The sequence below is a fragment of the Streptomyces sp. NPDC001292 genome (assembly GCF_042896465.1).
GTDB lineage: Bacteria > Actinomycetota > Actinomycetes > Streptomycetales > Streptomycetaceae > Streptomyces.
In genome coordinates this window covers 45,046-64,926 of the sequence record NZ_JBIAXG010000035.1, presented here as the reverse complement: position 1 = coordinate 64,926, position 19,881 = coordinate 45,046, and the positions used below count along the sequence as shown (strand labels likewise).

Genomic DNA, 19,881 nt, shown 5'->3' with positions numbered 1-19,881 from the left:
GCCGCATGCCGTGGAGGCCCGGCTCCCGCTCGGGGGACCACCCCGCCCCAGGTGGGGCGTTTGCGCGCGTTTGTGGTGATTCAATACCGTTGGTCGCGGGGGCAACCGACGTTCGGGCAGGGCAGAGCGATGACCGTCAGTCCGTCTTCGCCACGGCCGACCGCAGACCGGGAGCGGGCACCCGTCCATCTGTCGTCTCTGGTGAAGCGCCCCGTGGTGGACCGGGGCGACCGGTCGCTCGGCCGCCTCTCCGACGTGATCGTCCGGCTGCGCGGTGCCGACTATCCGGTGGTGACCGGGCTCGTGGTCGGCGTGGGCGGCCGTGAGCTGTTCGTCCCGGTCGAGCAGGTGGCCGCTCTCGACGCCGAGGGCCTGGTGGAGCTCGAGAGCGCACGGCTGGACCTGCGGCCGTTCGAGCGGCGCGAGGGCGAGGTGCTGCTGCGGGCGGACGTGCTGGGCCACCGGCTTATCGATGTCGGCGAGGCACGCCTGGTGCGCGCGCAGGACGTGGAACTCGCCGAACGGGAAGGCCAGTGGCTGCTGTCGGGCGTGGACACGCACCGCCCCCACCGGCTGCTGGGGATCTTCGGCAACCGTTCGACGGGGCACGCGTGCCGGGACTGGAAGGCGTTCGAGCCGCTGATCGGACACAGCCGCAGCGCGCTGGTCCGCCGTCCAACGGCCCGGATCCGGCGCCTGCGGCCGGCGGAGATCGCCGACCTGCTCGAAGACGCCTCCCGGGACGAGGAACGCGAGATCCTCGGCGACGTCCGGCAGGACCCGGAGCTGGAGGCGGACGTCTTCGAGGAGTTGGAGGAGGACCGGGCTTCCCGGTTGCTCAACGCCCGTACGGACGAGGAGATCGCCGCCGTCCTGGCGCGGATGCGGGCGGACGACGCGGCCGACGCCATCGACGATCTACGGCAGGGCCGTCGCCGTACCGTGCTGGAGCTGCTGCCCGCCGGACAGCGCGCCAAGGTGCTGACCCTGATGGGGTTCAACCCCGACAGCGCCGGGGGCTTGATGGGGATGGACTTCCTTGCCCTGCCCCCGGACACGTCGGTGAGCGAGGCCGAGGCGGCGGTCAGGCGGGCGAGCCGGCTCCAACCGGAGGCGCTGACCAGCGTCTACACCGCCGACGAGGACGGACGGCTGCTCGGCTGGGTCCAACTGGTCACCATCCTGCAGAGCGATCCCGGGCTCCGGCTGGCCGAGGTGAGCGAGGCCGATCCCGTGCGCGTCGGCCCGGACACGGACCTGGTGGACGTCGCCCTGCTGATGACGGACTACAACCTCATCACCCTGCCGGTCGTGGACGACGAAGGGGTCCTGCTCGGCGTGATCACGGTCGACGACGTGCTGGAGGCGACGCTGCCGGAGGACTGGCGGCGCCGGGAAGTGGCTCCGCCACCCGATGCCCACCGGAACGCTGAGGCGGGCGGCACCGCGGGCACCACTGAGGCCGGCAGCGCCACGGGCCTGGAGGAGCGTGAGGAGCCCTCACCATGACGGAGCCCCGGCCCGAGCGGCGCCCACCGCAGCAGCCGCCGCCCGGCGCGCGCCCCGAGGACCGTCCGCCCAGGCCCGGCGCGCGCCCGGAGGACCGTCCGCGTGCGCCCGTCTCGCGTCCGGAAGCGCCCACGCCCACCCCGCCCCGGGACGGGGGTACGCCGCCCACGCCCGCCCCGCGCCCACAGGCGCAGGGCGGCGGTGCGCACCCCGTGGTCCCGGGCAGGCCACCGGTCGGTCCCGCCGCCCCGGAGCGCGCTACGACGCCCAGCCCCGCACCGACGCCCCCATCCCCGCTCCCACGCGCCGACATCACCCCCACAAGGCCGGCGGCGGGCCCCCGCCCTCGCCCCGGCGACCACCCTCACCCCCGCACCACAGCGGTACTGGACGACGCCCACCTCGGCGACATCGAGGGTGCCCTGGGACGTATCCGGCTGGAGGAGGCGGACTCCAGCCGCAGCCTGAAGAGGCGGCTGCTGACGTTCCTGGCGATCGTCGGCCCCGGCCTGATCGTGATGGTCGGCGACAACGACGCGGGCGGGATCTCCACCTACGCCCAGGCAGGCCAGAACTACGGCTACAGCCTGCTGTGGGTGCTCCTGCTCCTCATCCCCGTCCTCATCGTCAACCAGGAGATGGTGGTCCGGCTCGGCGCCGTCACCGGTGTCGGGCACGCCCGGCTGATCAACGAGCGCTTCGGCAGGTTCTGGGGCTGGTTCAGTGTCGGCGACCTGTTCGTGCTGAACTTCCTGACGATCGTCACCGAGTTCATCGGAGTCTCGCTCGCCCTGAGCTACCTCGGCGTCGACAAGTACATCGCCGTGCCCGTCGCCGCCCTCGCCCTGGTCGCGATCACCGCCACGGGCAGCTTCCGGCGCTGGGAACGCGCGATGCTCGCCTTCATCGCCGTCAGTCTGCTGCTGGTGCCGCTGGCACTGATGAGCCACCCGCGCTACGGAGCGGCCGTCCAGCACCTGGTCGTCCCGGGCGTGCGAGGCGGGGTCACCTCGGAGGCCGTCCTGCTGATCATCGCGATCGTCGGTACGACCGTCGCCCCCTGGCAGCTGTTCTTCCAGCAGTCCAACATCATCGACAAACGCATCACCCCGCGGTTCGTCGGCCATGAGCGCGCGGACACCGTGCTGGGCTCCCTCGTCGTGATCGGCGGTGCCGTCGCGATCGTCCTCGTCGCCGACTACGCGGTGAGCGGTACGAGCGCCGCCGGGCACTTCACCGACGCGCTGGGTGTCGCCGAGGCACTGGGCGGGCACAGCCACGTGCTGGGAGTGATGTTCGCGGTCGTGCTCCTGGACGCGTCGATCATCGGCGCCGCGGCCGTCACCCTGGCCACCAGCTATGCCTTCGGCGACGTCTTCAACCTACGTCACTCCTTGCACCGCAGCTTCCGCGAGGCGAAGGCGTTCTACGGGACCTACACCGGGATGGTTCTGCTCGCAGCCGCCATCGTGCTGATCCCCGGTGCGCCCCTGGGGCTGATCACGACCGCCGTACAGGCTCTGGCGGGACTGCTCCTCCCTTCCGCGTCGGTCTTCCTCCTGCTGCTGTGCAACGACCGGGCGGTCCTCGGCCCCTGGGTCAATCCGCGCTGGCTCAACGTGGTGGCCTCGACCATCATCGCGGTGCTCCTGATGCTGTCCGGAATCCTCGTCGCGACGACCCTGTTCCCGTCGCTGGACACCGCCCGGATCGCGCTGTGGCTCGCCGGGGTGCTGGTCGTGGGGTTGCTGGGCGCGGCGGTGGGGCTGCGTGTCGTCCGCGCCCGCCGGGGCCCGGCCCTGCCCCCGCCTTCGAAGATTCCCCGCTCCGAACGCGAGAGCTGGCGCATGCCTCCCCTGGCTCTGCTGGAACCGGTCGTCTGGTCCCCCGGGATCAAACTCGGAATGAGCCTGCTGCGCGGCTACCTCGTGATCGCCGCGCTGCTGCTGGTGGTCAAGGCCATCCAGATCGGCTGAGCCGGGTCGGGGGCCTGGTCGGGGGCCGGAGGCGGAGTGAGGATGGAGGTGTGAGGGAGGCTCTGATGTGATCCCGCCATACCCGCACCACGGTGATCGTGTGGTGGCCTACCTGCTGCCGGTGTGGACGAGGCTCCCCGCCGCCGATCGCATGGGCGTGGCCGCCGCCGTGCTGGCCGTGGCGTTCGTCGCCCTGATCGTCGGGACGAGGGTGCGGCGGGCCCGTTCCCGTCCGCCCAGACGTCCACGGGCCCGGACCGCCGAGCCGGTCGACACGTCATGGTTCACCGCCCACACCCTGGACGGCTTCCCCGAGGAGGCGGTCCGCGCCGGCCTGAGGTCTCCTACCGCCCCGTCCCGCGAACGCCTCTACGCCGCCTGGGTTCTCGCCACCCACACCCAGGGCGCGGACGCCGTATGGCTGGAGAAAAACCTGGCCCTCCCCGCCGAAGCCGCCCACCTGATCGTGGACGCCGCCGAAGCCAGACGCCGCGAACCCTCGGCACGGGAGAACACCGATACGAAGGCTCACGGAAGCGACCGCCCTGAGCGGTGACGGATGGTGGAAACCGAGACGGGTGAACGCCGGAGGGCCGGGCCGCTTTCGCGGTCCGGCCCTCCGGGCTGGCGGAGGATACGAGATTCGAACTCGTGAGGGGTTGCCCCCAACACGCTTTCCAACTGTGTTGGTGGGGTGGTGAGCCTCGTACGGAGCCGTTCACCTGCGTTCATGGCTGACCGGGTCCCGGGACTAGCCTCGCCCACAGTCCGGTCTGAACGGCCCTGTACGGGGCTGAATGAGACGGGAACTGAGACGGCCCGGCGGTGACTGGGCCCGCCCGGCTGCCTGCGTTCAAACCATTCCGCCTTTCCCTGTGACGCGCCTGTGACAGTCGGCGGACACGGCCATGACGTCCGGCGAGCAATCTGAAGAAACAAGGGCAAATCGCCCTAAGCGGTCAGATCCCTCGTCGGAAGACAGCACCATGAGCGCCACCCTCGCCATTCCACACATCGAAGCCCCCGCCCCTGCGCTGGCTCCGCGCGAGCGCGAGACGCTCCGGCACATCGCCGCTGGCCGCACCTACCTCCAGACCGCCCGCCACATGGGCCTCTCCACCCACACTGTGGACGCCTACCTGCGCCGTATCCGGGCCAAGCTCAACATCACCAACACCGCCGAACTGACCCGCGTGGCCATCGCCCTGGGCCTGTGACCCAGGGGGCCGCGACCGGCTCCCCGTCGACCCGCACGCCGGCGGCGGTGGGGGTGGGGGTGCTGGCGCAGTCCGCGGACCGGACGCCGGACGTCGCCGCAGCTTCTAAGCGCAGGTCGGAGGGCATCACGATGTGAAGGTCACGGCGGTCTTGAAAACCGTCGTGGCGCGAGTCACCGTGGGTTCAAATCCCACACCCACCGCGCAGGTTCACGGTCCTTGACCAGGTGAAACGGTCGAGGGCCGTTCTGCTGCCCGATGCCCGTGGGCACCCGCTGTTCCCCGTTGTTTCCCGTTTGAACGGGCACGACTGGGGCACGGCTATGGCCGACGTCGTACTGATCGAACGTCGCAGCCCTGCTGTCGCATAGGGCGTACGCTCCCCGAAATGCGAGGGAGCCCCAGATCACTTTGGGGTCCCTGCGCAAGCCGGGGCGGCCATACGAGGGAAGATATTCACTCAATCGCACGCTTGCGGACCGGCAGCGGTCGTGCGAATAAGAAGATTTGCCAAGAGTGGGCGGTACCCATTCCCCATCAGGAGGAGAAGGAGATGGCTACCAGTCCAGATCGGGCTCCGCAGAACGGCGGCGAGCCGAAAGGTGACATGGGCGCTGACGAAGTGCACCAGTTCTTCGTCGTGAACGTCACCACCGGCCCCCTCGACGGCAAGGTGTACTGGGAAGGCGGCGGAAGCCAAGCCGCAATCGACGTACAAGGTCTTCAGCCGGGACAGGCATCACGTCTTGAGTCCTTCTCTCCCAAGAGCGGGAGCAAGGACTGGTGGAAGTGGTCTGAACGTGGAGGTTGGAACCAGCTCAACATCTATGGCGGCGACCGCTACGTAGCCGTCACGATCAGCAACTACGGCATCGGTGTGCTTCCCACCGCCACCTCTCCCGACACGTGGAAGTGGTGACCCCTCAGTGTGAAAGCGGTCAGCTGGGTCACAACTGATCACCGGAGGCCGTGACCTGCGGCCGACTCGTCGATGAACGCTCTCACCGTGGGTTCAAATCCCACGCCCACCGCGCATGTGAACGGCCCCTGACTAGGTCAAACGGTCAGGGGCCGTTGTGTTGCGCGATGCCCGCCAGCCACCGTGGTTCCTTCCCCGGGGATCCCCGCAGGATTGGGCACGGACGGGGCACGGGCACCTTTCGGGCAGCGGTGGTCATAGCAAGATGTGGATGGTCGCTGTGGTTGCTGCTGTACTGCGCTGCTGTACAGCCACGCCTCCGATGGCTGGCGCTTCCTCTGGCTCAGGACTCCGGTCCCACAACAATGGAGTCTCTTGTGCTCTCGACGATAGCGAGCAACTCCGCCCGTTCCTGCTGCGTTACCTTGAACTTGTCGAGTGTCTGGTTGAAGTCGTCGATGAATGCCTCCCACTCGTCTCCGGTGATCAGCAGGTCGCGATGGGAGTCTTCCATTGTGCGACCCGTGTATCGCTGCGGCCCCCCGGTCGCTTCACCGACCATTTCCGTCACCAGGTACTTGAACCCCGGCGGCAACACGCGGTGGTGCGCCTCGTTGACGTGAGGATTCGCGTTCAGCCGGTCGTCAATCATGATCCGGTCGATGAAATCGTCGACGACGGTGGCAATGCTGTAGATACCGCCGAGTCGCTCGTAGAGCGAAGTTGGCTGCATTTCCACGTTCGCCTCCTCCGGCTCTGTGGTGCCTGATAACCGATCACGCGAGTGTGACGGGATCGCCGCGCCGGATTGTGCCGCCTGCGATCACATCGGCGTAGACCCCCACATTCACCTGGTTGTGCTGCGCTGCCGTGCGCAGGATGCCGGCGTCTTGCGGCAGGTCTCCCTGCGGCAGCGTGATCATGACGCAGCGAGAGCACGGGCCGGTGATCTGCAAGCGGACCTGGTCGCCGATCGCCACCGCATGACCGATCCAGTCGTTCTCCACGAAGCCCTGCTCGTCCGGGCCGGTTGCCACGACAATGTTCGGCCGAAATCGCCGAGCCTCGAAGCGCCCCTCGGGGTACAGCGCGCGCAGCCGATCGATCGTCGCTGTCGTAATCAGGTGCACGACTGAGATATCGAAAAACGTCCCCGCCGGCATTTCCCACTCGGTCACGGTGTCCCTGTGATCGAGACCCTCCATGTCCGGCCAGTACTCCTCGGCCGTCGCGCCCGACAACTCGCCCTCGTCTCGCGCCTGCGCAAGCACGACCTCCCGGCCGAGCGTTTTGGAGAGGATCTGCGCCAGGTGGGGCTGGTCGCTCATGAGGGCAGTCCCATCGGGCAGGGTCAGGCGGACGGCAGGCAGTTTCGATGCCGCCTGCGGAGGCTCGACATATGCAGCGCGAAAGTCGAAGAAATTGCCCCACTTATGCGGATTCTTCGCGCCCGCGACCTTTCCCGTCGCTGTGTCGACAATGGCAAATTGCCGATCCCCGACAAGCCCGCGCTCCGTGACCTCGGAGGCGTTCAGCTCCTCCCCGAGCATCGACTTCACTGGGTAGCGCCACAGCCCGACAACCGAGCCACCGCCCGCATGTACGGAAGGGGAAGGCGAGTGCGACGGATCCGTTTGCATGGCGGCCTCCTTCGATTCAACGCACGAGCGCAGCACGCCACACCAGCGCCCTCCCTTCCAGCGGAGAACCTCGCCATCCTCATGTCAAACGGAAAGACCGATGCACGGGAGTGCCCACGCGGGCGGTGCTGGGCATATGCGCAGGCCAGCAGCTTGATCACCCTGGCTGCTGCGGAGTGCCCCGATAGGCTCCGAACCGGCGACTGAGGCCGGCACCGCCGCTGGATGCAGAGTCTGAGGTCTGGCCTCATCCCTGCTCTATGAGCCCTTTGTGCAGGTATAAGGGCCGCACCTGTACCGGGTAAACCCGATCACCTGCGCCCTGGCCCCGAGGTCGGCGGAGCGACTTTGGCCAGGAGCTGCTTTGGCGCGATGGTGACGGTCGGCGTCCGTGATGATGGCAAGCCCGACCGCCGCCACATCGAGCGGAAGACCAAGGCAGAGGTCACCAGAGCTGTTCGCGAGATGGAGCGGGCACGGGACGCCAAGAAACTCCGGAAGCCTGGGCAGAGCTGGACCCTGCAGAGCTGGCTTGAGCACTGGGTCGAGGACATCGCCAAGCCGTACGTCTCCGAGAACACGTACGCCGGGTACGAGGTCGACGTCCGCGTGCACCTCGTGCCCGGCCTGGGCGCCCACAAGCTCGACCGTCTGGAGCCCGAGCATCTGGAGCGCTTCTACCGGAAGATGCAGGAGTGCGGGAGTTCCGCTGGCACCGCCCACCACGTTCACCGCACCGTCCGGACTGCCCTCGGAGAAGCCGTGCGGCGCGGGCACGTCCCGACCAATGCGGCTGAGATCGCCAAAGCTCCGCGGCTCGAAGAAGAGGACATCGAGTCGTACACGATCGAAGAGGTTCAGAGCCTGCTCGTGGAGGCGGCCAAGCTCCGCAACAGCGCTCGTCGGGTCGTCGCCCTGGCGCTGGGTCTTCGGCAGGGGGAAGCGCTCGGGCTGCACTGGGAAGACGTCGACTTGGAGGCGGGGTACGTCCGTATCCGGAAGAACCGGCTGCGCCCCAAGTACGCGCACGGCTGCGGTGCCGACCCATGCGGTCGGAAGGCCGGCTACTGCCCCAAGCGGGAGCAGACCCGGCGCGAACACAAGTCCACCAAGTCCCGAGCCGGACGGCGCACCATCGGCCTGCCCGACCCACTGATCAAGATCCTGCACCAGCACCGGGAAGCCCAGGAGCGGGAGCGGAGCGTGACCGGTGCCGACTGGGCGGGCAAGGGGTACGTCTTCGCACTCGCCCACCGGCGGGCCGCTGAGCCCGAACACCGACTTCCAGTCTGGAAGCGGCTGCTTCGGGATGCCGGCGTCCGGGACGCCCGTCTACACGACGCTCGCCACACCGCTGCGACCGTCCTCCTGATCCTGGGTGTCCCGGACGTCGTGATCGACTCGATCATGGGGTGGGAGCCCGGGGGAGCGGCCCGGATGCGCGCCCGGTACATGCATGTGACGGGGTCATGCTCCGCAAGGTCGCTCAGCAGGTCGGCGACGCGCTCTGGACTGACGGAAACTGAGACGGACAACGTCGAAGGGCCCTACCGCGAACGGTGGGGCCCTTCGACATCGTGCCCGGTGAGGCACTGGCGGAGGATACGAGATTCGAACTCGTGAGGGGTTGCCCCCAACACGCTTTCCAAGCGTGCGCCCTAGGCCTCTAGGCGAATCCTCCGCCGGAAACATTACATGACTCGGAGGAGTGCTCGCGAACTCGTTGCCGGTCCCCGGGATCGGGTACTCTTTGCGGAGCCCCTCACGCGGCGCTATCTGACTGAACTCCCCCAGGGCCGGAAGGCAGCAAGGGTAGGTTGGCTCTGGCGGGTGCGTGGGGGGCGCTCGCGTCCGCGGCCGGACACGTTGTCGGTGGGCGCCTATAACCTCGTATGCGTGTCGTCTCTCGCGCTGTACCGCCGCTATCGCCCGGAGTCGTTCGCCGAGGTCATCGGGCAGGAGCATGTCACCGACCCGTTGCAGCAGGCGCTGCGGAACAACCGGGTCAATCACGCGTACCTCTTCAGCGGTCCGCGCGGGTGCGGCAAGACGACCAGCGCACGGATCCTCGCCCGGTGCCTGAACTGTGAGAAGGGCCCGACGCCGACTCCCTGCGGGGAGTGCGAGTCGTGCCGCGACCTGGCCAGGAACGGCCCGGGGTCGATCGACGTCATCGAGATCGACGCCGCTTCGCACGGCGGTGTGGACGACGCCCGTGACCTGCGCGAGAAGGCCTTCTTCGGGCCCGCCCGCAGTCGGTACAAGATCTACATCATCGACGAGGCCCACATGGTCACGTCGGCCGGTTTCAACGCGCTGCTCAAGGTGGTCGAGGAGCCGCCGGAGCACCTGAAGTTCATCTTCGCCACGACCGAGCCCGAGAAGGTCATCGGGACCATCCGGTCGCGCACCCATCACTATCCCTTCCGCCTGGTGCCGCCCGGCACCCTGCGGGACTACCTCGGCGAGGTGTGCCAGAAGGAGAACATCCCCGTCGAGGAGGGGGTGCTGCCCCTCGTGGTGCGGGCCGGCGCCGGATCCGTGCGTGACTCCATGTCCGTCATGGACCAGCTGCTCGCCGGTGCGGGGGAGGAGGGTGTGACGTATGCCATGGCCACCTCGCTCCTCGGGTACACCGACGGCTCGCTGCTCGACTCCGTCGTCGAGGCCTTCGCCTCCGGTGACGGCTCCGGTGCCTTCGAGGTCGTCGACCGTGTGATCGAGGGCGGCAACGATCCCCGTCGGTTCGTGGCCGACCTGCTGGAGCGGCTGCGGGACCTGGTGATCCTCGCCGCGGTTCCGGACGCCGCCGAGAAGGGGCTCATCGACGCCCCGGCCGACGTCGTCGAGCGGATGCGGGCCCAGGCCCGGTCCTTTGGTGCCGCTGAGCTGAGCCGCGCCGCCGACCTCGTCAACGAGGGGCTGACCGAGATGCGCGGCGCCACCTCCCCCCGCCTCCAGCTCGAACTGATCTGCGCCCGCGTACTGCTGCCCGCCGCCTACGGCGACGAGCGGTCGGTGATGGCCCGCCTCGACCGGATCGAGCGCGGTGTCAGCTTCTCCACCGGCGCGGGTGCGCCTGCGATGGGGTTCGTGCCCGGACCCGATGTGCACGGGGGAGCGCCGACCGCGGCGGGGGCCGACGCGGGTGCGGCGCCGGTTCCTCCTGGTCCTCCTGTTCCGCCGGGCGGCGGGGCCGCCGCGGCTCGGGCGGCCGTACGAGGTTCGGGGGCCCCTGACGCGCCCTCTGCACCCCCTGGTCCCGGGCCGACCGCCGGTGACCGTCCCCAGGAGGCGGCTCCGCCTGCCGCGCCGCCCGCTCCCACTGCCGCACCGCCGGCCGCCGCACCCTCCGCGCCCGGTGCCTGGCCCACCGCGGCGGCCGCGGCCGGTGGCCGGCGGCCGGGCGGCTGGCCCACCGCGGCAGCCCCTGGCGGCGGGCAGGCGCCGGGTGCGCCGAGTGCGTCCAGCGCCCCGGGGTCCGCGCAGCAGGCACCCGCGCAGAGGCCTGCCGCCGCCCCGGTGTCCTCCGCCCCACCGGCCCCGGCGGGCGGCGGGCTCGACCCGCGCGCCCTCTGGCCGAACATCCTCGAATCGGTGAAGAACCGCCGGCGCTTCACCTGGATCCTGCTCAGTCAGAACGCCCAGGTCTCCGGCTTCGACGGCACCACCCTCCAGCTCGGCTTCGTGAACGCCGGCGCCCGCGACAACTTCGCGAGCAGCGGCAGCGAGGACGTGCTGCGCCAGGCGCTGGCCGAGCAGTTCAACGTCCAGTGGAAGATCGAGGCGATCGTCGACCCGACGGGAGGCGGCGGCTCCGGGCCCCCGCCCCCTGGCGGCGGCTACGGCGCTGGGGGCGGCGCGGCAGCGCAGCGTACGCCGGCTCCCCAGCCCACGGCCCAGGCGGCACCCGCTCCCGCCGCGTCCCCGGGCCGGCCGCCGTCCGCGGCGGCACCCGCGCCCGCCGCCGCCCCGGCACCCCGGCCCTCCGCCCCCGAACCGGCTCCCGTCGCCCCCGAGGACGACATCCCCGAGGACGACGACCCGGATCTCGACGAGTCGGCCCTGTCCGGTCACGAACTGATCGTGCGGGAGCTGGGCGCGACGGTGGTCGAGGAGTATTCGACGGAGTAGAGGAGTATTCAGCGGAGTAGCGGAGTAGCGGAGTAGCGGAATAGTGGAGTAGGGCCCTGCCCCGGCTCGGCCCGGCTCGGAGGAACATATGAACACCTCGTCGCCGTCCCCTCGGGCGGCCCGCACAAAGGGCCTCCGCCGCTGCCGTTAGGCTGACCTCGTGAAGGTCCTCGTCATCGGCAGCGGCGCCCGCGAGCACGCCCTGTGCCGTTCCCTGTCCCTCGATCCCGCCGTCACCGCGTTGCACTGCGCGCCCGGCAACGCAGGCATCGCCGAGGTCGCCGAGCTGCACCAGGTCGACGTCCTCGACGGCGCGGCCGTGTCCGCGCTGGCCGCCGAGCTGGGCGCCGATCTCGTGGTCGTCGGCCCCGAGGCCCCGCTGGTCGCCGGGGTCGCCGACGCCCTGCGCGCGGCGGGCGTCCCGGTGTTCGGCCCCTCCAAGGAGGCGGCGCGGCTGGAGGGCTCCAAGGCCTTCGCCAAGGACGTGATGGCCGCGGCAGGTGTGCCCACGGCCCGTTCGTACGTTTGTACGACGACCGAGGAGGTCGACGCGGCCCTCAACGCCTTCGGCGCCCCCCACGTCGTCAAGGACGACGGGCTCGCCGCCGGCAAGGGCGTCGTCGTCACCGACGACATCGAGGCGGCCAGGGCGCACTCGGCGGCCTGTGACCGCGTGGTGATCGAGGAGTATCTCGACGGACCCGAGGTCTCCCTCTTCGCCGTCACCGACGGCGAGACGGTCGTGCCGCTCCAGCCCGCCCAGGACTTCAAGCGGGCGCTCGACAACGACGAGGGCCCGAACACCGGCGGTATGGGCGCGTACTCGCCGCTGCCCTGGGCCGACCCCAAGCTCGTGGACGACGTCCTGCACAGCGTGCTTCAGCCCACCGTCGACGAGATGCGCCGCCGCGGCACGCCGTTCTCCGGCCTGCTCTACGCGGGGCTCGCCATCACCAGCCGCGGCGTCCGCGTGATCGAGTTCAACGCCCGTTTCGGCGACCCCGAGACCCAGGTGGTCCTCGCCCGCCTCCAGACCCCCCTGGCGGGAGTCCTCATGGCCGCCGCCACCGGTGATCTCGCCCACCTGGAGCCCCTGCGCTGGAGCGACGACGCGGCCGTCACGGTCGTCGTCGCCTCGCACAACTACCCCGGCACCCCGCGCACCGGTGACCCGATCACCGGCCTCGACGAGGTGGCCGCGCAGGACGCCCCGCACGCGTACGTGCTGCACGCCGGTACCCGCCGCGAGGGCGACTCCGTCGTGAGCGCGGGGGGCCGCGTGCTGTCCGTCACGGCGACCGGCAAGGATCTGACCGAGGCCCGCGACCGCGCGTACACCGCCGTCGCCCGTGTCCGCCTCGACGGCTCCCAGCACCGCTCGGACATCGCGGCACGGGCCGCGGCGGACGCCTGACGCGAAACCCGCCTCTTGCTCCGTACTTTCGTTCACCGGCAGGCCCCGGCTCCCCGAGCCGGGGCCTGATCATTGCGCTGTGTCGCCCGGCTCTGACCAAAGCCATTCCATCGAGTGACCAATGCTCCATCCGGCTGACGCGGGCCGGGGGCCCAACTAGGGTGCGCCCAGGCATTCCGGCACTTGGCCCATCGGCATTGCGATGTCAGTCATGGGTGCCACAGTGGGGGAATGAGCAACGCCAGGACAGTCGGGAGGGGGTGACGGCCGGCCGTGACCGGTATGGGTGTGGAGGTCGGTGTGCAGGCCGCGCGCTCCAGGGCCCTGGCCGTGCTGCGCGTGCGCAGCCGGGCGCTGGCCGCCGCCCTGCTGCCCGCCGCCCTCGCCGTGATCCTGCTCGCCGGCGGCTCGGCCGGGCACCTCGTGGGCCGGGGCTGGGACCTCGCCCGCTGGGCGGTCGGCGCCGTCGCGGTCGTCGTCCTGCTCCTGGCCGCGGGCATCGGGCTGGTCGTGGCCCGTGCCCGCCCCGCGACGACCCCGACCGTCCCGATAGCCGAGGAGTCGGCCCCGGACCTGTACCACCTGGTGCGGGACCTGGCCGACCGCCTCGGCGTACCCGCCCCGTCGGCCATAGAGCTCACCCCGGACTGCGACAGCTGGCTGGAGGACCGTACGCACCCGGCCCACGGCCCTCCCCCGAGGGAGGATCACCTCCACGGCGAGCCGGACGCGCTGCGCGGCCCGTCCTCGGCCCGCCCGGGCCGTGCGGCGGCGACGCCCGTCCTCGTCATCGGTTCCCCGTTCCTGTGGTGGATGCGCGTCGGTGAGCTGCGGGCCGTGCTCGCCCCGGTCGTCGCCGGTACGGGACCCTCGGCGCACCCGGACATAGCCGCGGCCCGGCGTTTCGTCCGCGGTCTGGACGCGGCGGTGGACGTCGCCTCGGCACCCGGCCGACCTCCGCTGATCCGCTCGGTGTGTGCCGGTCTCGGCTGGTTGGCCCGGCTGCTGCTGCGCGGCTGCCGGGAGCACGCGGCCCTGATGGAGCGCGGCGTGGCGGCCGCGGCGGCGGAGCGCGCACAGGCTGTGGACTACGGGCTCAGGATCGTCGCCCAGGAGCAGGTGGGTCTGGCGTACGCGGGCTGGGACCGGCTGTTGACCCGGGTCGCGCTCCCCGCCTGGCGCATGGGCCGCTGGCCCTCCCGGCTGGACGCCGGTGTCGTCGCGGCTCTCACCGAACTGTCCCGCCGCGACCGCCTGGCCGAGGGCTTCGCCTCCCGGCTCGGCGAGCGCCCGGCCTGCGACCTGCTGGAGGAGCCCGGCGCCGTCGACGAGGCCGCCTCGCTGCTGGCCGCGCGCCTCTTCCACGGCGGCGCGGCCGAGCGCGGCCAGGACTGGTGCCCGGTGGACTGGCAGGAGTACCCGGACGAGGTCGTCGACCGAAAGTGGCGTACCGACGCCGCTCGCCTCCATCGCGTCCTGGACGCCCTGGGCGTCCGCGGCTCCCCCGGCTCCGCCGCCGATCCGTACGGGCCGACCCTGGCCCGGGTCCTGGAGCACCTGTCCGCTCCGTCCCCCTCCGGCAAGCGTTCCGAGCGGACGGCACCACCGGCCGACGACGCCCGACCTGCTCGCGACGACGGCGCGTGCGGCGCGTACCACCCGTACGGCGAGCCCGGCGGACACAGAGAGCACGGCGCCCCCGGGGACCCCGTCGCGCCGGACGAAGACCCCGGCCTCGGCAGCGAGCGAGGCGCCGCGCTCGCGGCCGGCATCACCGCCGAGCTGGCCCGCGAGGAGGCGTCGGCGCCACCGGTGCGTACGGCCTCGGCGGGAGCCGACCAGCTCGGCGGCACGCTCCTCCGGAACGAGGACTCGCTGCCCCTCTTCCCGCTCGAACCGCCCCGCACCGGCCGTGAACTCCTCGCCGACCACGTCACCGCGATGGTGTGCTGCGCCGCGATGGACACCGCCGACGCCTCCCCGGGCCTCGACTGGCTCGACGGCCCCGCCCTCCTGATCAACGGCGAGAGGGCCGCCGACCTCGGCCCCAGGGTCCTCGCGCTGGTCGAGGACGGTGATCCGGTTCCGCTGCGGGCCTGGCTGGTCGACTCGGGCATACGTCCGGAAAAGCCGGTACGGCTGGTCTGACCTGGGCCGACACCGACCCGGTGGCCGTGCTACCGGATCCCCCGCTTCCACTTTCGGCCAATTCGCAACGAATAGTGACAGCATGCGCGCGACATGTGATGTGCTGGGACCGATAGCGCACGTGGCAAGCGCGTGCGACATACGACAGCCACACCCGGACACGCCCGACCGGACACGACAGCCGATCCGGCGGCGGACACGTCGCGGCGGACACGCCGGCCACCGCGGCCACCGACGGACCCGCACCGCCGCATGACACAACACGGGGGCACGAGGGAGGGGATCGGGCATGGGATCGGAGCAGATTCGCCGCTGGGAGTCGGGAGCTCTCGCGCACGCCGTGACGGACCCCTTCGGCCTGGGCCCCGTCCCCTGGCTGCGCGGCAGCGAGACGTACTTCGACGACACCGGCCACGTCGTCCCCTGGTACGTCGACCCGCCCCCGCAGACGACGTCCGACGGCCCCCGCGTCCCCGCGCCCCGCACCTCCGGCGGGGGCCCCCGCTCGGCCGACGACGTCCACCGGCAGATCAAAGGTTTCGTCTCCACCGGCGCCGTCACCCCCGGCGAGGCGATCGATTTCCACATCACCGTCGACCCGCCCCAGCAGTTCGGCGTGGACATCTACCGCATCGGCCACTACGGCGGCGACGGCGCCGCCAAGATCACCACCAGCCCGCGCCTGTCCGGCATCGTCCAGCCCCCGCCGCTCACCGCCGACCGCACGGTCTCCTGCCACCACTGGTGGCTGTCCTGGCGGTTGCAGGTCCCGTCCTACTGGAGCGTCGGCGCGTACGTGGCCGTGCTCACCACCGCCGAGGGCTACCGCTCGCACATCCCGTTCACCGTCCGCGACAACCGTCCCGCGGACCTGCTGCTGCTCCTGCCCGACATCACCTGGCAGGCCTACAACCTCTACCCGGAGGACGGCCACACCGGGGCCAGCCTCTACCACGCCTGGGACGAGCACGGCCGACTGCTCGGCGAGGCCGACGCCGCGACCACGGTCTCCTTCGACCGCCCCTACGCGGGCGCGGGCCTGCCCCTGCACGTGGGCCACGCCTACGACGTGATCCGCTGGGCCGAGCGCTACGGCTACGACCTCGCCTACGCCGACGCCCGCGACCTGCACGTCGGCCGGGTCGACCCCACCCGCTACCGGGGCCTGGTCTTCCCCGGCCACGACGAGTACTGGTCGGCCGGCATGCGCCGCACCGTCGAACTCGCCCGCGAGCACGGCACGTCCCTGGTCTTCCTCTCGGCCAACACCATGTACTGGCAGGTCGAACTGGGCCCTTCCCCCTCCGGCGTCCCCGACCGCCTGCTGACCTGCCGCAAGCGCAAGGGCCCGGGTCGGCCGGTGCTGTGGCGGGAGATCGACCGGCCCGAGCAGCAGCTGGTCGGCATCCAGTACGCCGGCCGCGTCCCCGAGCCGCACCCGCTGATCGTCCGCAACGCCGACCACTGGCTGTGGGAGGCGACCGGGGCAGAGGAGGGCGAGGAGATCGCGGGCCTGGTCGCGGGCGAGGCCGACCGGTACTTCCCGCGCACCCAGCTGCCCGAGTACCAGGACCGCATCCTGCTCGCCCACTCCCCGTACACGGACGGCGAGGGCGTGACGCGCCACCAGGAGACGTCCCTGTACCGGGCCCCCTCCGGCGCCCTGGTCTTCGCCTCCGGGACGTTCGCCTGGTCCCCGGCCCTGGACCGACCCGGCCACGTGGACGCCCGTGTCCAGCGCGCCACCGCCAACCTCCTGGATCGCATCTGCAAGCGCGACTGAGCGCCGGTGCGGAGCCACCCCAGCCCGGGACCGATCCCTCCCATACTGGAGAATCGAGCCATTGGCCCGTCCGTCTCCCACCACCACCCTGTTGGGGCCCAGCGGGCACACCTTTTCTTCAGACCACGGGGAGGAACCGTGTCCGGATTCGTCGAGAAGCCCGAGCCGATCCAGGTTCCGGGCCTGGTGCATCTGCACACCGGCAAGGTGCGCGACCTGTACCAGAACGAGGCGGGTGACCTCGTCATGGTCGCCAGCGACCGCATGTCCGCCTACGACTGGGTGCTGCCGACCGAGATCCCCGACAAGGGCCGCATCCTCACGCAGCTGTCCCTGTGGTGGTTCGACCGGCTCGCGGACCTGGCCCCGAACCACGTCCTGTCCACCGAGGTGCCCGAGGGCGCCCCCGCCGACTGGGCGGGCCGCACCCTGATCTGCAAGTCCCTGCGGATGGTCCCGGTGGAGTGCGTGGCCCGCGGCTACCTCACCGGTTCGGGCCTGGCCGAGTACGAGCAGACCCGTACGGTCTGCGGCCTCGCCCTGCCCGAGGGCCTGACCGACGGCTCCGAGCTGCCCGCCCCGATCTTCACCCCGGCCACCAAGGCCGAGGTCGGCGAGCACGACGAGAACGTCTCCTACGAGGAGGTGGCCCGCCAGGTCGGCGCGGAGACGGCCGCCCAGCTGCGCCAGGCGACCCTCGCCGTCTACGGCCGGGCCCGGGACATCGCCCGCGACCGCGGGATCATCCTCGCCGACACCAAGTTCGAGTTCGGCTTCGACGGCGACACGCTCGTCCTCGCCGACGAGGTCCTCACCCCGGACTCCTCCCGGTTCTGGCCGGCCGACCAGTGGCAGCCGGGCCGTGCGCAGCCCTCGTACGACAAGCAGTTCGTCCGTGACTGGCTGACGTCCGCCGAGTCCGGCTGGGACCGCAGGAGCGAGCAGCCCCCGCCGCCGCTGCCGGGGCCGGTCGTGGAGGCGACCCGGGCGAAGTACGTGGAGGCGTACGAGCGGCTGACGGGAACGAGCTGGTCGTAGCAGACGAAAAGACCCCGGTCCGGTGGACCGGGGTCTTTTTCCCGAGCGGACGACGAGGCTCGAACTCGCGACCTCAACCTTGGCAAGGTTGCGCTCTACCAACTGAGCTACGTCCGCATTGCGCCGTGGCGCGACGCCAACTATACCCAACCTCGCTCCCGTGCGAGCCGCACTGCCGCGTGTCGGTTCTCCGCGCCCAGTTTGGTCACGCCCGACGACAGGTGGTTCCGTACGGTCCCCGGCGGCAGCGCGGCCCGCTCGGCGATCTCCGCCACCGGTGCCCCGTCGGCGGCGAACTCCAGCACCTCGGCCTCCCGCGCGGTCAGCGGGGAGTCCCCGGCGGAGATCGCGTCGGCGGCCAACTCCGGGTCGACGTAGCGGTTTCCGGCATGCACGGTGCGGATGATCTCGGCGAGCCGCCGGGCGCTGACGGTCTTCCGGAGGAACACCGCGCACACCCGCGGCCGGCGCCCGCTTCAGGTGTCCGGGCCGTCCGTGACTGGTCACGATCAGCACCCGGCAGTCCGGCAGTTCGGCCCGCAGGGATGTGGCGACCTTCACACCGTCCGCGCCCGGTCCCTTCGGCGTCCAGCCCGGTGGTCGGCTCGTCCAGGAACAGCATCTCGGGCTCGCCGAGCAGCGCGAGCGCCAGGTCCAGGCGGCGCCGTTCACCGCCGGACAACTGCTTGACCCGTACGTCCGTGCGCCGCTCGAGACCGACCAGCGCCAGCACCTCACCGGGCGGGCGGGCCCCGCTCGCACAGCCCGCTCACATCCGCGCGGTCTCGGCGACGGCCGGCTCGGAGGGGAAGCCGCCCTCCTGCAGCATCACCCCGGTGCGAGGCCGTACCAGCGCCCTCCCCCAAGGTCTCGACTTCGCTCGACCAGGGGGACCCCATGGTGTACGGGTCGTGTCCGAGCACCCGTACGCGCCCCGAGGTCGGCGACGCCAGGCCTTCAGGGAGCTCGACCGTCGAGGTCTTGCCGGCACCGTTGGTGCCCAGCAGCGCGAAGATCCCCCCGGGCCATGTGGAAGGAGATACCGCGCACCGCCTCGAATCCGCAGCCGTACACCCGCCCGAGGCCGGTCACCTCAATCACGTGCTCGTCCGTGTCCATGGATCCCGCGTCCCGGCGGCCGGGGCGCCACAGCAGTGCGCGGTGTCATCACCCGGCATGACAAATGTCAGAGCGGACCAGGGAATAGCGCGGACCAGGGTGGATACCGTGGAACAACGAAAAGACCCCGGTCCGGTGGACCGGGGTCTTTTCCCTGAGCGGACGACGAGGCTCGAACTCGCGACCTCAACCTTGGCAAGGTTGCGCTCTACCAACTGAGCTACGTCCGCATTGCCTCCGACCGGCTCCCACCGATCGGTGCGAGCACCAGCCTACCTGATCCACAGGAGTGGTCGGGACCGGCGGTGCAGAGCGGGTGACAGGAATCGCACACTGCGCCTTCCCCCTGGAAGGGGGATGTTCTACTACTGAACTACACCCGCATGGACTCCGTGGGTCTCGGCCTTCCGGCCTCGTCCCTCGGCGTGCTCCAGACACTAGCTGATCAACAGGGGGGGTGCGCAAGTCGGTTGCCCCCAGGGCCCGCTGACGGACCCTGGGCCACGGCCGGGCGCTCCGGGAGCGGTCCGTCACTGGGCCGCGCTGAACGCCTCGTAGACCTTCTTGGGGATGCGGCCGCGTGCCGGCACGTCCATTTTGTGGGCCTGCGCCCAGGCGCGGACGGCGGCGGGATCGGGGGCGACCTCCGTCTGCCGGTACGTCTTGCCCGACTTCGACCGTTTGCGGCCGGCTTCCACGTACGGCGCGAGCGCCTTACGCAGTTTCTTGGCATTGGCTTGGTTCAGGTCGATCTCGTAGAACTTGCCGTCCAGTCCGAAGGCGATCGTCTCCGCCGCTTCCGAGCCGTCGATGTCGTCAAAGAGAGTGACCACGACACGCTGCGCCACGAATATCGGTCCCTTCGTGCGGCACCTCTGCGGCCCACCTGCTCCGCCATGCCGTGCATGACGTGCGGAGATGTTCGGAGATGCCGACTGTCCGCCTGTTATCGGGAAAAGTATCGGCTGTTGCCAATTCATTTGT

14 protein-coding genes, 5 tRNA genes, 1 other RNA gene and 2 pseudogenes are annotated in these 19,881 nt (G+C 70.7%); 13 read left to right on the top strand and 9 right to left on the bottom strand.

The window, feature by feature from the left end:
- Positions 1–129 precede the first annotated feature (129 nt).
- The 6 genes from ACFY4A_RS30340 to ACFY4A_RS30315 all read left to right on the top strand — a co-directional run bounded on the left by ACFY4A_RS30340 (position 130) and on the right by ACFY4A_RS30315 (position 5,621).
- Positions 130–1,509 (top strand): magnesium transporter MgtE N-terminal domain-containing protein, encoded by a 1,380-nt coding sequence (locus tag ACFY4A_RS30340; RefSeq protein WP_390832526.1) that lies wholly within the window; start codon positions 130–132, stop codon positions 1,507–1,509.
- Positions 1,506–3,485, top strand: a complete 1,980-nt coding sequence (locus ACFY4A_RS30335) for a divalent metal cation transporter (protein ID WP_390832525.1) — start codon at positions 1,506–1,508, stop codon at positions 3,483–3,485. The genes ACFY4A_RS30340 and ACFY4A_RS30335 overlap by 4 nt, the downstream gene beginning before the upstream one ends.
- A gap of 100 nt (positions 3,486–3,585) precedes the next feature.
- The gene (locus tag ACFY4A_RS30330; protein ID WP_390832524.1) at positions 3,586–4,041 is read left to right on the top strand and encodes a hypothetical protein; all 456 of its coding nucleotides are present in this window, start codon (positions 3,586–3,588) and stop codon (positions 4,039–4,041) included.
- 430 nt (positions 4,042–4,471) lie between these two features.
- A complete protein-coding gene (locus tag ACFY4A_RS30325) occupies positions 4,472–4,702 on the top strand; it encodes a response regulator transcription factor (protein ID WP_141365842.1) in 231 nt (76 codons plus the stop codon).
- Between the two features lie 44 nt (positions 4,703–4,746).
- A tRNA-Ser gene (locus ACFY4A_RS30320) sits at positions 4,747–4,907 on the top strand.
- 348 nt (positions 4,908–5,255) lie between these two features.
- Positions 5,256–5,621, top strand: a complete 366-nt coding sequence (locus ACFY4A_RS30315) for a hypothetical protein (protein WP_390832523.1) — start codon at positions 5,256–5,258, stop codon at positions 5,619–5,621.
- 343 nt (positions 5,622–5,964) lie between these two features.
- Here the strand turns inward: ACFY4A_RS30315 and ACFY4A_RS30310 are convergent, their stop codons facing one another.
- Both ACFY4A_RS30310 and ACFY4A_RS30305 read right to left on the bottom strand, forming a co-directional pair.
- Positions 5,965–6,354: a group 1 truncated hemoglobin gene (locus tag ACFY4A_RS30310; protein ID WP_390832559.1), complete on the bottom strand. Its 390-nt coding sequence runs from the start codon at positions 6,352–6,354 to the stop codon at positions 5,965–5,967.
- Positions 6,355–6,397: 43 nt separating this feature from the next.
- A complete protein-coding gene (locus ACFY4A_RS30305; RefSeq protein ID WP_390832522.1) occupies positions 6,398–7,261 on the bottom strand; it encodes an MOSC domain-containing protein in 864 nt (287 codons plus the stop codon).
- Between the two features lie 372 nt (positions 7,262–7,633).
- Here ACFY4A_RS30305 and ACFY4A_RS30300 point away from each other — a divergent pair, with 372 nt between their 5' ends.
- Positions 7,634–8,884 (top strand): tyrosine-type recombinase/integrase, encoded by a 1,251-nt coding sequence (locus ACFY4A_RS30300; RefSeq protein WP_390832521.1) that lies wholly within the window; start codon positions 7,634–7,636, stop codon positions 8,882–8,884.
- Here the strand turns inward: ACFY4A_RS30300 and ACFY4A_RS30295 are convergent.
- Positions 8,855–8,942, bottom strand: a tRNA-Ser gene (locus ACFY4A_RS30295). The two genes, ACFY4A_RS30300 and ACFY4A_RS30295, sit on opposite strands and share 30 nt — an antisense overlap.
- A 73-nt stretch (positions 8,943–9,015) precedes the next feature.
- Here ACFY4A_RS30295 and ffs point away from each other — a divergent pair.
- The 6 genes from ffs to ACFY4A_RS30265 all read left to right on the top strand — a co-directional run bounded on the left by ffs (position 9,016) and on the right by ACFY4A_RS30265 (position 17,778).
- Positions 9,016–9,110, top strand: an RNA gene (gene ffs, locus ACFY4A_RS30290) — signal recognition particle sRNA small type.
- A gap of 47 nt (positions 9,111–9,157) precedes the next feature.
- Positions 9,158–11,395: a DNA polymerase III subunit gamma and tau gene (locus ACFY4A_RS30285; RefSeq protein WP_390832520.1), complete on the top strand. Its 2,238-nt coding sequence runs from the start codon at positions 9,158–9,160 to the stop codon at positions 11,393–11,395.
- A gap of 160 nt (positions 11,396–11,555) precedes the next feature.
- Positions 11,556–12,809 (top strand): phosphoribosylamine--glycine ligase, encoded by a 1,254-nt coding sequence (purD, locus tag ACFY4A_RS30280; protein WP_390832519.1) that lies wholly within the window; start codon positions 11,556–11,558, stop codon positions 12,807–12,809.
- A gap of 273 nt (positions 12,810–13,082) precedes the next feature.
- Positions 13,083–14,957: a hypothetical protein gene (locus ACFY4A_RS30275; protein WP_390832518.1), complete on the top strand. Its 1,875-nt coding sequence runs from the start codon at positions 13,083–13,085 to the stop codon at positions 14,955–14,957.
- A gap of 289 nt (positions 14,958–15,246) precedes the next feature.
- Entirely contained in the window at positions 15,247–16,740 is a 1,494-nt protein-coding gene (locus ACFY4A_RS30270) for a N,N-dimethylformamidase beta subunit family domain-containing protein (protein WP_390832517.1), read from the top strand.
- Positions 16,741–16,878: 138 nt separating this feature from the next.
- Positions 16,879–17,778, top strand: a complete 900-nt coding sequence (locus tag ACFY4A_RS30265; protein ID WP_390832516.1) for a phosphoribosylaminoimidazolesuccinocarboxamide synthase — start codon at positions 16,879–16,881, stop codon at positions 17,776–17,778.
- A gap of 44 nt (positions 17,779–17,822) precedes the next feature.
- Here ACFY4A_RS30265 and ACFY4A_RS30260 read toward each other — a convergent pair.
- From ACFY4A_RS30260 to ACFY4A_RS30235, 6 genes and pseudogenes are all read right to left on the bottom strand, one after another.
- Positions 17,823–17,895: transfer RNA gene (locus ACFY4A_RS30260), tRNA-Gly, on the bottom strand.
- A gap of 23 nt (positions 17,896–17,918) precedes the next feature.
- A pseudogene (locus ACFY4A_RS30255) lies at positions 17,919–18,354 on the bottom strand (LuxR C-terminal-related transcriptional regulator); the annotation flags it as partial.
- A gap of 1 nt (position 18,355) precedes the next feature.
- Positions 18,356–18,897 (bottom strand): annotated as a pseudogene (locus tag ACFY4A_RS30250) (ATP-binding cassette domain-containing protein); the annotation flags it as partial.
- 157 nt (positions 18,898–19,054) lie between these two features.
- A tRNA-Gly gene (locus ACFY4A_RS30245) sits at positions 19,055–19,127 on the bottom strand.
- Positions 19,128–19,208: 81 nt separating this feature from the next.
- A tRNA-Gly gene (locus ACFY4A_RS30240) sits at positions 19,209–19,280 on the bottom strand.
- Positions 19,281–19,427: 147 nt separating this feature from the next.
- A complete protein-coding gene (locus ACFY4A_RS30235) occupies positions 19,428–19,745 on the bottom strand; it encodes an Lsr2 family protein (RefSeq protein WP_141359994.1) in 318 nt (105 codons plus the stop codon).
- Positions 19,746–19,881: the final 136 nt, after the last annotated feature.

What these genes read in the sequence shown, in the direction of transcription:
- ACFY4A_RS30270 (WP_390832517.1), top strand. Translation starts at nt 15,247, where the DNA reads ATGGGATCGGAGCAGATTCGCCGCTGGGAGTCGGGAGCTCTCGCGCAC.
- ACFY4A_RS30305 (WP_390832522.1), bottom strand. Translation starts at nt 7,261, where the DNA reads ATGCAAACGGATCCGTCGCACTCGCCTTCCCCTTCCGTACATGCGGGC.
- ACFY4A_RS30325 (WP_141365842.1), top strand. Translation starts at nt 4,472, where the DNA reads ATGAGCGCCACCCTCGCCATTCCACACATCGAAGCCCCCGCCCCTGCG.
- ACFY4A_RS30340 (WP_390832526.1), top strand. Translation starts at nt 130, where the DNA reads ATGACCGTCAGTCCGTCTTCGCCACGGCCGACCGCAGACCGGGAGCGG.
- ACFY4A_RS30310 (WP_390832559.1), bottom strand. Translation starts at nt 6,354, where the DNA reads ATGCAGCCAACTTCGCTCTACGAGCGACTCGGCGGTATCTACAGCATT.
- ACFY4A_RS30300 (WP_390832521.1), top strand. Translation starts at nt 7,634, where the DNA reads ATGGTGACGGTCGGCGTCCGTGATGATGGCAAGCCCGACCGCCGCCAC.
- ACFY4A_RS30315 (WP_390832523.1), top strand. Translation starts at nt 5,256, where the DNA reads ATGGCTACCAGTCCAGATCGGGCTCCGCAGAACGGCGGCGAGCCGAAA.
- ACFY4A_RS30335 (WP_390832525.1), top strand. Translation starts at nt 1,506, where the DNA reads ATGACGGAGCCCCGGCCCGAGCGGCGCCCACCGCAGCAGCCGCCGCCC.